General features: G+C 61.8%; 15 protein-coding genes. 7 read left to right on the forward strand and 8 right to left on the reverse strand.

Going from position 1 to position 14,232, the window contains the following annotated elements:
- Positions 1-12 precede the first annotated feature (12 nt).
- The 3 genes from QWY74_RS05930 (at position 13) to QWY74_RS05940 (ending at position 2,515) form a co-directional block, all read left to right on the forward strand.
- A complete protein-coding gene (locus QWY74_RS05930; protein WP_290313980.1) occupies positions 13-1,218 on the forward strand; it encodes an O-succinylhomoserine sulfhydrylase in 1,206 nt (401 codons plus the stop codon).
- A gap of 104 nt (positions 1,219-1,322) precedes the next feature.
- Positions 1,323-1,877, forward strand: coding sequence for a cytochrome b (locus tag QWY74_RS05935; RefSeq protein WP_264825169.1), 555 nt, complete (start codon positions 1,323-1,325; stop codon positions 1,875-1,877).
- Positions 1,878-1,930: 53 nt separating this feature from the next.
- Complete coding sequence (locus tag QWY74_RS05940) at positions 1,931-2,515, forward strand: YceI family protein (RefSeq protein WP_264825262.1); 585 nt, start codon at positions 1,931-1,933, stop codon at positions 2,513-2,515.
- Between the two features lie 173 nt (positions 2,516-2,688).
- Here QWY74_RS05940 and QWY74_RS05945 read toward each other — a convergent pair whose 3' ends face one another.
- Positions 2,689-3,480, reverse strand: coding sequence for a 2OG-Fe dioxygenase family protein (locus QWY74_RS05945; RefSeq protein WP_264825170.1), 792 nt, complete (start codon positions 3,478-3,480; stop codon positions 2,689-2,691).
- Between the two features lie 271 nt (positions 3,481-3,751).
- On the opposite strand from QWY74_RS05945, the gene QWY74_RS05950 reads away from it, so the two are divergent.
- Positions 3,752-5,581, forward strand: a complete 1,830-nt coding sequence (locus QWY74_RS05950; RefSeq protein WP_290313981.1) for a putative bifunctional diguanylate cyclase/phosphodiesterase — start codon at positions 3,752-3,754, stop codon at positions 5,579-5,581.
- A 145-nt stretch (positions 5,582-5,726) separates the two neighbouring features.
- Positions 5,727-7,013, forward strand: a complete 1,287-nt coding sequence (locus tag QWY74_RS05955; RefSeq protein ID WP_290314015.1) for an MATE family efflux transporter — start codon at positions 5,727-5,729, stop codon at positions 7,011-7,013.
- Between the two features lie 82 nt (positions 7,014-7,095).
- Here the strand turns inward: QWY74_RS05955 and QWY74_RS05960 are convergent, their stop codons facing one another.
- From QWY74_RS05960 to phhA, 3 genes are all read right to left on the reverse strand, one after another.
- Entirely contained in the window at positions 7,096-8,283 is a 1,188-nt protein-coding gene (locus tag QWY74_RS05960; RefSeq protein WP_264825172.1) for an amino acid aminotransferase, read from the reverse strand.
- Position 8,284: 1 nt separating this feature from the next.
- A complete protein-coding gene (locus QWY74_RS05965; protein ID WP_264825173.1) occupies positions 8,285-8,623 on the reverse strand; it encodes a 4a-hydroxytetrahydrobiopterin dehydratase in 339 nt (112 codons plus the stop codon).
- Positions 8,624-8,698: 75 nt separating this feature from the next.
- A complete protein-coding gene (gene phhA, locus QWY74_RS05970) occupies positions 8,699-9,529 on the reverse strand; it encodes a phenylalanine 4-monooxygenase (protein ID WP_264825174.1) in 831 nt (276 codons plus the stop codon).
- A 280-nt stretch (positions 9,530-9,809) separates the two neighbouring features.
- On the opposite strand from phhA, the gene QWY74_RS05975 reads away from it, so the two are divergent.
- Together QWY74_RS05975 and QWY74_RS05980 are read left to right on the forward strand one after the other, a co-directional pair.
- Positions 9,810-11,375, forward strand: a complete 1,566-nt coding sequence (locus QWY74_RS05975) for a sigma-54-dependent transcriptional regulator (RefSeq protein ID WP_264825264.1) — start codon at positions 9,810-9,812, stop codon at positions 11,373-11,375.
- Positions 11,372-11,977, forward strand: a complete 606-nt coding sequence (locus tag QWY74_RS05980) for a hypothetical protein (RefSeq protein ID WP_264825175.1) — start codon at positions 11,372-11,374, stop codon at positions 11,975-11,977. Before QWY74_RS05975 ends, QWY74_RS05980 begins: the two co-directional genes overlap by 4 nt.
- A 109-nt stretch (positions 11,978-12,086) precedes the next feature.
- On the opposite strand, the gene QWY74_RS05985 is transcribed toward QWY74_RS05980, so the two are convergent.
- From QWY74_RS05985 to cfa, 4 genes are all read right to left on the reverse strand, one after another.
- A complete protein-coding gene (locus tag QWY74_RS05985) occupies positions 12,087-12,209 on the reverse strand; it encodes a hypothetical protein (RefSeq protein WP_264825176.1) in 123 nt (40 codons plus the stop codon).
- 176 nt (positions 12,210-12,385) lie between these two features.
- The gene (locus QWY74_RS13030; protein ID WP_353960315.1) at positions 12,386-12,778 is read right to left on the reverse strand and encodes a class I SAM-dependent methyltransferase; all 393 of its coding nucleotides are present in this window, start codon (positions 12,776-12,778) and stop codon (positions 12,386-12,388) included.
- A complete protein-coding gene (locus QWY74_RS05995; RefSeq protein ID WP_353960316.1) occupies positions 12,690-13,016 on the reverse strand; it encodes a class I SAM-dependent methyltransferase in 327 nt (108 codons plus the stop codon). Before QWY74_RS05995 ends, QWY74_RS13030 begins: the two co-directional genes overlap by 89 nt.
- Positions 12,928-14,079 carry a cyclopropane fatty acyl phospholipid synthase gene (cfa, locus tag QWY74_RS06000; RefSeq protein ID WP_264825178.1) on the reverse strand — a complete coding sequence of 384 codons (1,152 nt, stop codon included), beginning with the start codon at positions 14,077-14,079 and terminating at the stop codon, positions 12,928-12,930. The genes QWY74_RS05995 and cfa overlap by 89 nt, the downstream gene beginning before the upstream one ends.
- Between the last annotated feature and the right edge of the window lie 153 nt (positions 14,080-14,232).

Raw genomic sequence — 14,232 nt, forward strand, 5'->3', positions numbered from 1 at the left:
CAGGAAGGTGCCATGCACGACGAAAACGACATCAACGGCGATTGGGGGCCGGCGACCCTGGCCGTGCGGGCCGGCCACCGGAGGACGGCCGAGCAGGAGCACAGCGAGCCGATCTTTCCGACCTCCAGCTTCGTCTATGACAGTGCCGCTGAGGCGGCGCGCAAGTTTGGTGGAGACGAGCCGGGTAACATCTACTCGCGGTTTACCAATCCTACGGTGCAAACCTTCGAGCGGCGCCTGGCGGCGCTCGAGGGGGGAGAGCGCTGTGTCGCCACGGCATCCGGCATGTCGGCTATTCTCGCCACGGCGCTGGCCTTGCTGACCGCCGGTGACGAGATCGTGGCCTCGCGTTCGCTGTTCGGTTCCACGGTCAGCCTTTTCGACAAGTACCTGAGCAAGCTCGGCATCACCACTCGCTATGTGGAACTCTCCAATCTGGACGACTGGGCCGCGGCACTGACGCCGAAGACCCGCCTGATGTTTGCCGAGACGCCCTCCAATCCGCTCGCTGAAGTGGTCGACATCGCCGCACTGTCGAAGCTGGCCCGACATCACGGTGCCTGGCTGGCCATCGACAACTGCTTTCTGACGCCGGCACTGCAGCGACCGCTGGCTCTGGGGGCTGACCTGGTCATTCATTCGGCGACCAAGTATCTGGATGGCCAGGGCCGGGCCGTTGGGGGCGCCGTGGTTGGCGCTGACGCCCTGCTGGAAGAGGTCCATGGGGTGGTACGCACCTGTGGCCCCTGCATGAGTCCCTTCAATGCCTGGATCTTTACCAAGGGGCTGGAAACGCTTGGCCTGCGCATGAGGGCGCATTGCGCCAATGCAATGGCGCTGGCGCAATGGCTGGATGAGCATCCGGCGGTCGAGCGGGTGCATTACTGTGGTCTGTTGCAGCATCCCCAGCATGCGCTGGCATGCCGCCAGCAGGATGACTTTGGTGCTGTGCTGGGTCTGGTCGTCAAGGGCGGGCGCGAGGCCGCCTGGTCGGTGATCGATGCCACCCGACTGCTGTCGATCACCGGTAACCTCGGGGATGCCAAGACCACCATCACCCACCCGGCCACCACGACCCATGGGCGCCTTTCGGAGCAACAGAAGGCGGCGGCCGGCATCGAGGAGGGGCTGATTCGACTGGCCGTGGGGCTCGAGGATCTGGTCGACATTCGCCGGGATCTGGCCAGGGGCCTGGACGCCTTGCCCGCCTCGGGCTGAAGGCATCGGATTTTCCGAATGGCGCGTTGCGCTATTTTCAGCGGACGAGCGGGCGTTGGCATCGTATAGTGGTCGTCGAAGCAGTGGCGACGAGAGCATTGAAGATGTGGACCAACACGCGAACCGGATGGGGTTGTATCAGTATCGTCCTGCACTGGCTGAGTGCCCTGGCCATCATTGGGCTATTCGCGCTTGGTTGGTGGATGACCGATCTCGGCTATTACGATGACTGGTACAACCTGGCGCCCTGGTGGCATCGTGGCATCGGTGTGCTTCTGCTGCTGGCCACCCTGGGCCGCCTGGTGTGGCGTCTGCTGCAACCCGCGCCGGTCGGGCGTGGTCATCGCCTGGAACGCCTGGCTGCCCATGTGGGTCACGTCTTGTTGTATGGGTTGATGCTGCTGGTGCTGATCAGTGGTTATCTGATTTCCACCGCCGAAGGCAAGGGCATCGATGTGTTCGGCTGGTTCGAGGCGCCGGCGGTGTTGTTCGGCTTGCCGAATCAGGCCTCGCTGGCGGGGCTGATCCACTGGTACGCCGCCCTGGTTCTGATCGTCCTGTCCGCCGGTCATGCGCTGGCGGCGATCAAGCATCACCTGTTCGATCGCAACGATGTTCTCGTGCGCATGATCTTTCCTCGCTATACCCGCCGACGCTGAGCGTGTTACAGGTGAGTCCTCGCATCAACCCCCAAATTCAGGAGAGTGACATGATGTTCAAGAAGACCGTGATGAGTGCTGCAATTGCCGCTGCCGCCCTGGTGCCGCTGGCACAGGCGCAGGCGGCCGAGTACCAGATCGACAGTGAAGGCCAGCATGCCTTTGTTCAGTTCAAGATCAGCCACCTGGGCTATTCCTACATTCTGGGATCCTTCGAGGATTTTTCCGGCAGTTTTCAATATGATCCGGACAATGTCGGTGACTCGTCGGCCAGCGTCGAGGTGGATGTTACCAGCCTGACAACCAATCATGCCGAGCGCGACAAGCACATCAAGAGCGCCGATTTCCTCGATGCCAGCGAGTATCCCACGGCCACCTTCACGACCACCGGCTTCGAGTCAACCGGTGACGGGGAAGGCGTGCTGACCGGCGATCTGAGTCTGCATGGTGAAACCCGGGAAATCGACATGCCGGTCACTCTGCTGGGTAAGGGCGAAGACCCATGGGGCGGCTATCGGGCCGGATTCGAGGGCAGCACCACCTTGACGCTCTCCGAGTTCGACATCGACATGTCCAAGTTTCCGGAGGTCATGCACGAACTCGAGCTCTATGTGACCTTCGAGGGACTGCGTCAGTAACGCCGATTCGCGAGACGCGCCACCCGGCACTCCGTGGTGCCTGGCACACAAGCCCCCCTTGGCATTAGCCAGGGGGGCTTGTTTTTGGAGGGGGCGACAAAGGGCCTCTCGCGAGACGTCTGTCACCCCTCAAGGGCGATGGCAGGATGACTCACCATCGGACGCGGAAGGACTCAGCCTTCGTGGAGGATGGCATCGGGGAAGTGGCGACGCAGGATACGGTTCTGGTAGGGGTCCACGAACCGGCTGTTGATGATGATGATGAAGCGCTCGAAGGGTTGGTGGGGCGCTTCCTGGCGGATGGCATCCACGCTGTGGAAGAGCCGGTCGTCACGCAGGTGCAGAATATCTCCGGGGTCCAGGGTGGTATCCGCCAGGGGATGTTGCCCCGCCTTGTCGGCGTAGAGGTGATTGTCCGCCCCGATCAGATTGTGGCGACTGACCACCATGATACTCAAGGCCTTGCAGCCATCGGCATGAATCCCCTGGCCCTGCAGTGGGTCGATACTGCCTTCGCCCCGTACGCCGGTGATCTGGAACAGGATCGGCTCATTGGCGTGTAATCCCCAGAGCCTTGCCCAGGCCTCGACAAACCGCCTGACGTCATGCCTCTGCACAAAGGCCTCAGTCAGAGGCGCATAGTAGCGCAGCTTGTCGGCCATGCTCTCGGCATTGTTGAAGGCGCCACCCTGGGCCATGGGGCAGTGTCCGAGATCCTGCATCCTGCCCGATTCGTCCAGCGCCAGCCAGGCCATGCGCTTCCAGCGCTGGTCCACATAGGGGTCTCGCGGCAGGTCCCTGGTAAAGCCCTGCCAAGCCGACAAATCGATTCGGTTGCGCACATGAGTCCGGGCCCAGTCGCGCCGAGCCAGCTGCGCCAGGACTTCGGGTGACCAGTAAGCGGTATGGCCTGTGGTCGTCATCGTGGGTTGATCGAAATCGTGCTTGATCTTGTCGAGTTTCATGGCTCTTGTCCTTTCCTTAAGGTTGATTCAGATAACGGTTGTCGTCCGAAAATCTCGGCCAACACCAAGGAAAGGAGGAGAATTGGCAGCAATTGTCAAAGGTTCAGCGCCGCTGGATGGCCTGTCTACAGTGTCAGGACGAGGCTAGTTGGGTGTAGCTAGTAAGCGACAGTTGAACTAATGCGTGATTAATGACATTTTTCTTCTTCAGAAATGTTCATTATTTTGCGCCGCTGGATGATTGGTGGTTTCTTCGGCCTACAGGAGGCATATGGCAAGTCTCTTCGCGCGCCTGGGCCGATGGCTGGCGCGCCTTGCAGGGCAGGGGCACTCCTGCAAGGGGCAAAACCGAGCAGTATCTGTCGGATTCGATGGTGTGGAGCTGGTCCGGCAGCAGTATCAGGAAAGTGAAGAGCGGTTTCGTCGCCTGCTCGAGAGCCTGCCCCGAGTGGCGGTTCAGGGCTATGATCGTCAGCGCCGCGTTATCTACTGGAACCAGGCCAGCACGACGCTGTACGGCTACTCGGCCGCTGAAGCCATGGGCCAGCCACTCGAGGACCTGATCATTCCCGCCGAAATGCGCGATGACCTGATCGCTTCGCATCGCGCCTGGATGGAGCACGGCAGGAGCATTCCGCCGAGTGAGCTGGAGCTTGTGCATCTTAGTGGCGAGCGGGTGCCAGTATTCTCGCACCATGTCATGCTGGGGGAGCACACCGACTCACCGGTGATGTTCTGTGTCGACGTCGATCTGTCGGATCAGAAGCGGGCGCATCGTGATCTGGATTTCGCCACACGCTTCGATGCGCTGACCTGTCTCCCCAACCGGCAGGCCCTCGAGGGCCAGCTCAACGAGGCGCTCGAGACCTGTCTGGTCCGAAAGGTCGGCCTCGCGGTGCTCTACCTGGATATCGACCGGTTTTCCGAGATCAACGATGCCCTGGGGTATGAGCAGGGAGATCAGCTTCTGAGCCAGCTGGCTCGCCGGCTTCGCGGCGAGTTGCGATTGACGGACCTGATCTCCCGGGTGTCCAGTGACGAATTTGTGCTGGTCTTTCTGGATACCGGCCAGTGCGGGGAAGTCTATCATTTGGTCAGCAAGGTTCAGTACGCCATGCGCCAGCCATTCATGATCAATGGCGTCGAACGCAGTATTACCGCTTCACTGGGTGTCAGTATCTTTCCCGAGCATGGCAATGGCGCACGCGAGCTGATTCGTAATGCGAATGTCGCCAAGAACCGCGCCAAGCTCGATGGCCTGGGCGGGTTGCAGTTCTTCCAGCGACACCACCATGATGAGCTGGTTCATCAACAGCGCCTGGTGGAGAAGCTGGAACAGGCCATCGAGCGCCAGGAACTGGAGTTGTATTTTCAGCCCCAGGTCTCGGTGGCCAGTCAGCGCGTCGAGAATCTGGAAGCTTTACTGCGCTGGAAGCCCCACGACTCGGACGTGTTCGTGCCGCCTGATGAATTCATTCCGCTGGCGGAACGATCCGGCCTGATTCACCCGCTGGGGGAGTGGGTCATGGAAGAGGCCTGTCGTCAGCAGGCTGCATGGCGAGCGGCCGGCTTCAGGGAGACTCGGGTGGACATCAATCTCTCCGGTCGACAACTGCTGCGCGCCAACACGCTGACGCGCTTCGAGGCCTGTCTGGAGCGCCACGGCCTGGCGCCGCAGGATGTCGGCATCGAACTGACGGAAAACGTTTTGATTGATGCGGCCTCCCGGGTCCTGGAGGATCTGCGGCGGCTCTATCATAGAGGAGTGCGGATTGCCATCGATGACTTCGGCACGGGCTATTCCTCGTTGAGCTATCTCAAGCATTTCCCCGTGACCTCGCTGAAGATTGATCGAACCTTCATGCAGGACTCGCCCATCCGGCCGGCGGACCGTTCCATTCTCGAGGCGGCCATCTTCATCGGCCACAGAATGGGTCTGGAGGTCGTGGCGGAAGGCGTCGAATATCAGGATCAGTGGCGTCTTATCGGCCAGCTGCACTGTGATCTGGCACAGGGCTATTACTTTCATCGCCCCATGTCAGCGGCGGATATTCCGCCTTTGCTCGAGCGCCACACCAATCGCCGCGTCGCGGCATCCTGAGCGGTGCGAGCCGGTAAATCCCCACGCTTCGGCATGCATCACGTAGAATAGTGTCGACTTTTCGCATACCGGAGCTTTCGTGAGTCGAACCCATTCCACCGCAACGTCTTCTCTGGGGCGCACCCTGTGGCGCCAGACCTGGCCAATGGCGATCGGCGTGCTGTCCCTTCTGGGCTTTCAACTGGTGGACAGCGCCTTCATCGCGCGCCTGGGCACGGCTCCGCTGGCCGCACAGACTTTTACCTTTCCTTTGGGCTTTCTGATCATCGGCGTGCAAGTCGGTATGGGCATTGCCATTGCGGCGCTGATTTCACGGGCGTTGGGCGCGGGGGAGAGTACCTCGGCCCAGCGCCTGGGCAGCCTGGTGTTGATCTGTGGGGCCAGCGTGATCGCGGTGTTAATGCTGTTGCTGTACGCCTTTCAGTCCCCGATCTTTTTACTGCTGGGAGCCGAGCCCGAGGCGCTGCCCCTGATCCGCGCTTACTGGAATCCTCAACTCCTGGCCGCCTGGGTGGGAGCCTGTCTGTATTTCGGCTACAGCTTGTTTCGGGCCCATGGTGATACCCGCCTTCCGGGCACCCTGATGGTGACCACCAGCCTGGTCAACCTGGCCCTCGATCCCTTGCTGATCTTCGGTGTCGGTGACTGGCCTGGGCTGGGACTGCCGGGGGCGGCCATCGCGACCTTGCTGGCGTTCAGCCTGGGGCTTGCCATTCTCGGTTGGCGCCTGACTCGTCACGACTGGCTCTCGGGTCAGGGTCTGATGAACGAATTGCGCGTCTCGCTCAAGCCTTTCGCGGGTATCGCCGGCCCGGCCATGGTCAGTCAGTTGATGCCACCGCTGGCGGCCATGCTGGCGCTTTCGGCAGTGGCAGGCCTGGGCGAGGCTCAGGTGGCGGCCTGGGGCCTGGCCAATCGTCTCGAGACGGTGTCCTTGATGGTGGTATTGGCGCTGACGATGTCACTGCCTCCCTGGCTCGGGCGTTGCTATGGCGCCGGTGACTGGGGGCAGGTGCATCGCCTGCTGCGTCTGGCGCTGCGTGTGGTGGTGGTCTGGCAGTTGGTGCTGGGCGTTCTCCTGGCCGTCGCTGCCCCCTGGCTGGCTCAGATACTGGGGGGCAATCCTGACGTACGCGGCGATCTGGCGGTGCTGATTCGTTGCCTGCTGCCGAGTTATGCGGCGCTGGGGGTGTGCATGCTGGTGGTTTCCGCCGGCAACGCCCTGGGCTGGCCTTTGAGAGCCATGCTGATGTCAGCGGCGCGGCTTTTTGTGTTCTATCTGCCCTGCCTCTGGATCGGGGCCTGGCTGGGGGATCTCATGGGACTGGCGATGGGAGCCGCGCTGGGCAACCTGCTGGCTGGACTGGCGGCCTGGTGGCTGCTGCGTCGCGTCCTTGCCAGTCCGCGGCGGAACGTAGCCGAATCGGCCTGATGTCGTGGTGGTCTATGCCGGCATCAAAAAAAGGCCCCGCGAGGCCGCGGGGCCAGATGGTTGAGTGCCCGTCGGTCCGCTACTAGTTGACGGCAGCGATCGCCTTGGCCAGATAGGGCAGATTGTCGTGAGAAAAGCCGGCCACATTGGCCCGGCCCGAGCGCACCATGTAGATGCTGAACTCATCGCGCAGGCGATCCACCTGCTCCGGGGTCAGGCCAGTGTAGGAAAACATACCCTGCTGTTCGGCCACATGGGCGTATTTCTTGTCCAGCCCGTAGGGCTTTAGGGCTGCGACGAAATCGCGACGCAGTGTGTTGATGCGGTCGCGCATCTCGGTGAGTTCCTCGCGCCAGGTGCCGGTCAGCTCCGGCGAGTGGAGGATCTCCGCGACAATCGATCCGCCGTGTGCGGGCGGGTTGGAGTAGTTCTCGCGGGCCACGATGGCGACCTGGGAGCGGACGTTCTCCATCTGTTCGTTATTGCGGGCCACCATGATTAGGCAACCGGTACGCTCGCAATAAATGCCGAAGTTCTTTGAGCAGGAACTGGTGATGATAACCTCGTCGAGGTTTTCAGCCAGAAGGCGAGGCCCGTAGGCATCGGCATCCAGGCCTTCTCCGAAGCCCTGGTAGGCAAAATCGACCAGCGGCAGCAAGCTGCGTTCCTTGAGGACGTCGAGAACCTGTCCCCATTGATCGCGGGACAGGTCGAAGCCAGTGGGGTTGTGGCAGCAGGCATGCAGCAGGACCACGTCGCCTTCGGGAATCTGCTTGAGCGCCGCCAGCATGCCGTCGAAGTCCAGGAGGTTGTCGCCATCGACATATGGATACTTGTGAAGTTTCAGCCCGGCCGCGGGGAAAATCCCAAGGTGGTTGGGCCAGGTGGGGTCACTGACCCAGATGTCCTTGCCCGGCAGTTGGCTGGCAATGAAGTCGGCGGCCAGCCGCAGAGCCCCGGTGCCACCGGGTGACTGGGTGGCGCTGGCGCGACCGGCTTCCAGCACCGGAGAGCCTTCGCCGAGCACCAGTGGCAGGATGGCTTGGCCATAACGCGGGTCGCCATGAGAACCGATGTAGGTTTTGGTCATTTCGTTTTCGAGCAGCTGGGCCTCGGCATCCTTGACCGCACGCATGACCGGAGTGTTGCCCTTGGCGTCACGATACACGCCGACACCGAGGTCGACCTTGTCAGGATTGGTGTCCTTCTTGAAGGCCTCGATGAGGCCCAGGATGGCGTCCCCGGGGACCCGCTCTATTTGCTCGAACATGTTATATCGCTACCTCGTCGGTTCTGGCGGCAAGAATAAAGTCGTTCTTGTGCAGGCCCTTCATTTCATGGGACCACCAGGTCACGGTGACCTTTCCCCACTCGGTCAGCAGGGCGGGGTGGTGTCCTGCCTGCTCGGCGATTTCACCCACTTCATTGGTGAAGGCCAGGGCCTGACGAAAGTTGCGGAACTGATAGCTCCGCTCCAGTTGCATGATGCCATCGCGCTCAACGATCTGCCACTCGGGGATGTCGCGCCTATAGGACTCGATCTCGCTGTCGGTAACATGCGGGGCGTCCCAGCTGCAGGCTTCGCACTGTTGTTCGGATAGATCGCTCATCTTGGCTCCTTCATCGCTTGGGGATACACCCCATTGTCTGGGACTGGTGTCGTATTCTGTCAAGCAGGCCCGGCGTCAGGCGGTGGTGTGCTCGGCGGAGGCGGGCGTGAAATGCGGCGCATGCAGGCCCAGCTCTATGGCCTGGTGCACTAGGCCCATGATGTCTTCCCGGGCGAGCTGTTCCAGGGTCCCCAGGTCGTCCAGCACATAGTAGAGCGGCTGCAGAATATCGATGCGATAGGGCGTGCGCAGTGCGTCGAGCGCATCGAAGTCGGCATGCAGCGGGGTGTCGGAAAGGGCATGGAGCGTTTCCCTGGGTGACGACAGGATACCGCCGCCATACAGGCGTCGACCGGTGGGGGTGTCGACCAGCCCGAATTCCACGGTCATCCAGTAGAGCCTGGCCAGATAGACGCGCTCCTTGGGGCTCGCCGCCAGCCCCAGGCGGCCATAGGTCGCGGTGAATTCGGCGAAGGCGGGGTTTGTCAGCATCGGGCAATGCCCAAAGACTTCATGGAAAATGTCAGGTTCCTTGAGATACTCCATTTCCTCCGGCGAGCGGATGAAGGTGGCCACTGGAAAGCGCCGCTCGGCCAGTAGCTCGAAGAAGGTATCAAAGGGAATCAGGGCCGGCACCGCCGCGGTCTTCCAGCCGGTGGTGGCGGTCAATACACGATCGATGTCGGCGAGTTGCGGTACGCGGTCGCGGGGCAGGGAGAGACGTTCCAGGCCCTCCAGGTACTCGCGACAGGCGCGCTCGGCGACTAGAGGCAGCTGGCGCTCCATCAGGTGTTGCCAAGTGGCATTCTCGCGGGATGACCAGGCGATCAGGCCTTCGTCATCGGGCGTATGAACCCGATACCCTGTCTTGCTGGTGACAGCATCTTTGGTCGTCTCGGCTTTCATTACGGCTCCCGTTGTTGTGTCGAGATTCGCCTTGAGTCTAGGCCTCGGGAGCGGTCACGGTGGATCCAGGAAATGAATCGGCAAGCGGGTTGAACGGCTCTTTTGTAAAGTATTCGTGACAGTTGCTTCTGTCGAGACCTGGATAAGCGAGGAGCAGCGCCATGTGCTGAATTGCCGAGACGTCGCTGTCACGTTAAGTTGCCAGTTGAGGAACGCCGGCTTGACGATGGCTGTATCACTGCCGGCATCGACATCACTGTTCAGCGAGGAAAGCCCCGGCATGCGCTTGAGATTTCACTGCCAGAACCGTATCGGCATGTTGCGCGATATCGTTGCGCACTTTGCCGATTATGGGCTTAATGTGGCGCACGGCGAGGTCGGTGGCGATCAAGGTAATGCGATCTATCTGCATGTGCCCAATCTGCTCAATGCCCAGTTCACCACCCTGCGCCCCGAACTGGAAAAGGTTCCCGGCGTGTTCGGCGTACGCCGGGTGAGCCTGTTGCCCAGCGAGCGACGCCACCTGGAACTCGATGCGTTGCTGTCGTCCCTGAGCGACCCGGTGATGTCCATCGACATGGAAGGCCATCTGGTGGCGGCCAATCGAGCGGCCGGGCAGTTGCTGGGTGTGCGGGTCGATGAGGTGCCCGGGCTGTCGCTGGATCGCTACCTTTCCGATCTCGATCTGCCGGGCCTGATCCGCCGCAACAATGCGCGGGTCAATGGCCTGCACCTTCAGTTTCATGGCGCGACCTATCTGGCCGACATCGAACCCCTGCATCGTGAACACCTCGAGGATGTGGCGTCGCTTGCCGGGGCCGTTGTGACCCTGCACCGCGCCGACCTGGTTGGTGAGCGCATCTACCAGGTCCAGCGACAGGCGTCACCCGGCTTCGAGGCCTTGTTCCAGGCGACCCCCAGGCTCGAGGTGCTGATGCGCGAAGCGCGGCGCATGGCACCGCTGGATGCGCCCCTTTTGATCCAGGGGGAAACCGGCACCGGCAAGGAATTACTGGCACGTGCCTGTCACCTGGCTGGGGCTCGCGGGCAATCGCCCTTCATGGCGCTGAACTGTGCCGGCCTGCCGGACTCCATGGCCGAGACCGAACTCTTCGGTTATGCCCCGGGGGCCTTCGAGGGGGCGCGCGCGGAGGGAAAGCTCGGTCTGCTCGAGCTGACCTCGGGGGGTACCATCTTTCTCGACGAAGTGGGCGAAACCAGCCCGCGCATGCAGGTCAAACTGCTGCGCTTTCTGCAGGACGGTGGATTTCGCCGCGTGGGCAGTGACCAGGAGACCTACCTGGATGTGCGGGTCATCTGTGCCACCCAGCAGGACCTGCCGACGCTATGCCGAGAGGGCCGTTTTCGCGAGGATCTGTATCATCGCCTCAATGTGCTGACCCTGAGTGTTCCGCCCCTGCGCGACTGTCTGGATGGCATTGATGCCCTGGCAGAGCAGTGTATCGATCGTGCCGCCCGGCAGATCGGCTGCCCCCTGCCGCAACTGTCGCCGGCGGCGCTGACCCGCCTGCGTGCCTATCACTGGCCGGGCAATGTGCGCCAGCTGGAGAACGTGCTCTATCAGGCTGTTTCGCTTTGCGAGGGCGGTATCATCGAGCCACAGCAGTTGCGCATGCCGGATGTCGGCCAGTGCCCGGGGCTGGCCGGCATCGATATGGAAGGCACTCTGGCCGAGATTCTGGGCGAAGTGGAGCACCAGGTTCTCAGCCGTCTCTACCCCGAGAATCCCTCGAGCCGACAACTGGCCAAGCGCCTGGGAGTCTCGCATACCACCATTGCCAACAAGTTGAAGCGCCACGGCATCGGTGACGGAGATCCTCCATGACGCATCCGGTTCGGCGCCACATGCCGTTGTGGCTGAAGCTAGCCTTTAGCTTGTGGATCCTCTTCTGGGCTCCGGCAGTCGCCATTCAGGTGGGAAACCAGAATTTTCTGTGGTTGTGCAATCTTGCCAATTTTCTGTTGCTCATCGGTTTGTGGTCGGAGAGCCGCTTGCTCATTTCCATGCAGTGGCTGGCCACGGCCCTGGTGGGCACGTTCTGGGCGCTGGATGCCGGCACGGCCTGGGTCACCGGCTGGCACCCCATCGGCGGCACGGAGTACATGTTCAATGCCGCCACCCCGCTGGGGGTCAGGCTCTTGTCGCTGTATCACCTGATTCTTCCCCTGGTGGCCGGGTTCGGTGTGTGTCGCCTGGGCTATAATCCGCGGGCCTTGCTCTGGCAAACAGCGGTCACCTGGCTGGCCGTGGCGACGGCTTATCGCTTCACCGACCCGGTGCGTAATGTCAACTGGGTCCAGGGGCCCTTCGGCATCACCCAGGATTGGTTTGCCCCGGGGCTTTACATGGCGCTGCTGATGATGGCCTGGCCGCTGCTGCTTTATCTGCCGGTGCATTTAGTGACGCGTCGCAGGCTCAGCCAGTGAGCGAGCCGGGGGAGGGGGCTGCCACTGGCATGATCCTGCGCAGTGATATGGCATCAGACCGGCTCCTGGGCAATGCAGCTTGGTTCGTGCGGGAGCTCGGGAGCCGGTATCAGTGGCTGGATATGGCTCGGTTGCGGCCCTCGTGCTTGGCGGCGTAGAGGTTGTTGACGGCGGGCTCGATTAGGCTGATGCGATCCTCGCCGATGCGGTGCTCGGCAATGCCCATGCTCACTGTGAGGGGACGTTACCCAGGTCGAAGTCATACTCGGCAATACTGGCCCGCAGGCGCTCGGCCAGGTGTTTCAGCGGGTTGAGTGTCTGGCCGGGTATGACATCGTCGATTGGCATGCGCTCATCCCTGTGTTCCGTCTGCGTTCGATGGGCGCTCTGTTCCTGACCCGCACGTCATCATGGCATCTTGTTTGTTATTACTCTTATCAGGAAATTCATGATACCTGAGGGCAGAGGTGTGAGTATCGGACTCAGGTCGTAGGCCCGCGCCCTGCGAGGCGAATAGACGATCTGCCACAACTGCAGGTCGCGAGCCCGGAAGGCCCCGGCACAGACCGAGAGGTAGTAGCGGAACATGCGCCGGGTGCGTTCGTTGTAGCGATGCGCCACTTCCGGCCAGCGGGCCTCGAAATTGGCCAGCCAGGCCATCAGGGTCTTGTCGTGGTCCGGGCCGGGGTCATGACAGGGCCAATCCTCCGGTTCAGCGTGGTGCGTCGTATCGACCCGCCCGATGAGGCGAATAGACGATCTGCCACAACTGCAGGTCGCGAGCCCGGAAGGCCCCGGCACAGACCGAGAGGTAGTAGCGGAACATGCGACGGGTGCGTTCGTTGTAGTGATGCGCCACTTCCGGCCAGCGGGCCTCGAAATTGGCCAGCCAGGCCATCAGGGTCTTGTCGTAGTCCGGGCCGGGGTCATGACAGGGCCAATCCTCCGGTTCAGCGTGGTGCGTCGTATCGACCCGCCCGATGAGGCGAATAGACGATCTGCCACAACTGCAGGTCGCGAGCACGGAAGGCCCCGGCACAGACCGAGAGGTAGTAGCGGAACATGCGACGGGTGCGCTCGTTGTAGCGATGCGCCACTTCCGGCCAGCGGGCCTCGAAATTGGCCAGCCAGGCCATCAGGGTCTTGTCGTAGTCCGGGCCAAAGTTCTGCCAATCCTCCATCAGCAACCGCCCCTCGCTGGCATCGGCGATGTGCCGAATGGCCGGCAGTACGCCATTGGGGAAGATGTAGCGATGAATCCAGGGGTCGGCACTGATGTCCGACGTGTTGGAGCCGATGGTATGCAGCACGAATAGGCCATCGTCGGCGAGCAGCTGTTGCACGGTCGTGAAGTAGGTCGGGTAGTTACGGGGGCCGACATGCTCAAACATACCGATGGAAACGATACGGTCGAAGGTACCTTCTAGGTCGCGATAATCCTCGAGCAGAATCTCCACCGGCAGGTCGGTGCAGCGTCGGCGCGCCAGCTCGGCCTGCTCGCTTGAGATAGTAATGCCGGTAACTTCGACACCATAGTGGCGCGCGGCATGTTCGGCGAAGCTGCCCCAGCCACAGCCGATGTCCAGCACTCGCATGCCGGGCTCCAGTTCGAGCTTGCGGCAGGCCAGGTCGAGCTTGGCGACCTGGGCCTGATGGAGGTCCTTGGCGTCCTTCCAGTATCCACAGGAATAGCACATGGTGTCATCGAGCATGCGCTCGAACAGATCGTTACCCAGATCATAGTGCGCTTTGCCCACCATGTAGGCCCGGGCGCGACTCTGTAGGTTCATCAGCGTCGATTGAAGGCGATATCTGAGGCGCTCCGAACGCGTCTTAGCATGGGCGCCGAGCCCATGGCGCAGCAGGCGTCGGCTCAGCTCGTCGATGCGCCGGCACTCCCACCACCCATCCATGTAGGACTCTCCCAGCCCCAGGCTGCCGTGTCGAAGCACGCGCGAAAAAAAATCCGGATGATGAATCTGCAGGTCATGCGGCGCGTTGCCGTTCAGGGCAACACCCGAGCCTTTCAGCCAGTCTTCGACGATATGGCGGGCGCGACGATCGGGGAGTTCAACGGGACCGAGCGGTGGTTGGGTGGTCATCTGAGGCCTCCTGGTCCGTTCTGGCGACTGGGGGCGAAGCGCGATGACAGGTCATGACCCAGGTGCGTGACATCACGCTGTTGCCCCTAGATTGGCACATTCGAGGCAGCTCTGCTGCCCTGCTGGCGCTTGGCCGGCGATGTTGACTCCTCG

It is taken from the genome of Halomonas almeriensis (assembly GCF_030409235.1).
Classification (GTDB): domain Bacteria; phylum Pseudomonadota; class Gammaproteobacteria; order Pseudomonadales; family Halomonadaceae; genus Halomonas; species Halomonas almeriensis.

Excerpts from the sequence above, each read along its gene's own strand:
- QWY74_RS05930 (WP_290313980.1), top strand. The coding sequence starts at position 13 with ATGCACGACGAAAACGACATCAACGGCGATTGGGGGCCGGCGACCCTG.
- QWY74_RS05935 (WP_264825169.1), top strand. The coding sequence starts at position 1,323 with ATGTGGACCAACACGCGAACCGGATGGGGTTGTATCAGTATCGTCCTG.
- QWY74_RS05940 (WP_264825262.1), top strand. The coding sequence starts at position 1,931 with ATGTTCAAGAAGACCGTGATGAGTGCTGCAATTGCCGCTGCCGCCCTG.
- QWY74_RS05945 (WP_264825170.1), bottom strand. The coding sequence starts at position 3,480 with ATGAAACTCGACAAGATCAAGCACGATTTCGATCAACCCACGATGACG.
- QWY74_RS05950 (WP_290313981.1), top strand. The coding sequence starts at position 3,752 with ATGGCAAGTCTCTTCGCGCGCCTGGGCCGATGGCTGGCGCGCCTTGCA.
- QWY74_RS05955 (WP_290314015.1), top strand. The coding sequence starts at position 5,727 with ATGGCGATCGGCGTGCTGTCCCTTCTGGGCTTTCAACTGGTGGACAGC.
- QWY74_RS05960 (WP_264825172.1), bottom strand. The coding sequence starts at position 8,283 with ATGTTCGAGCAAATAGAGCGGGTCCCCGGGGACGCCATCCTGGGCCTC.
- QWY74_RS05965 (WP_264825173.1), bottom strand. The coding sequence starts at position 8,623 with ATGAGCGATCTATCCGAACAACAGTGCGAAGCCTGCAGCTGGGACGCC.
- phhA (WP_264825174.1), bottom strand. The coding sequence starts at position 9,529 with ATGAAAGCCGAGACGACCAAAGATGCTGTCACCAGCAAGACAGGGTAT.
- QWY74_RS05975 (WP_264825264.1), top strand. The coding sequence starts at position 9,810 with ATGCGCTTGAGATTTCACTGCCAGAACCGTATCGGCATGTTGCGCGAT.
- QWY74_RS05980 (WP_264825175.1), top strand. The coding sequence starts at position 11,372 with ATGACGCATCCGGTTCGGCGCCACATGCCGTTGTGGCTGAAGCTAGCC.
- cfa (WP_264825178.1), bottom strand. The coding sequence starts at position 14,079 with ATGACCACCCAACCACCGCTCGGTCCCGTTGAACTCCCCGATCGTCGC.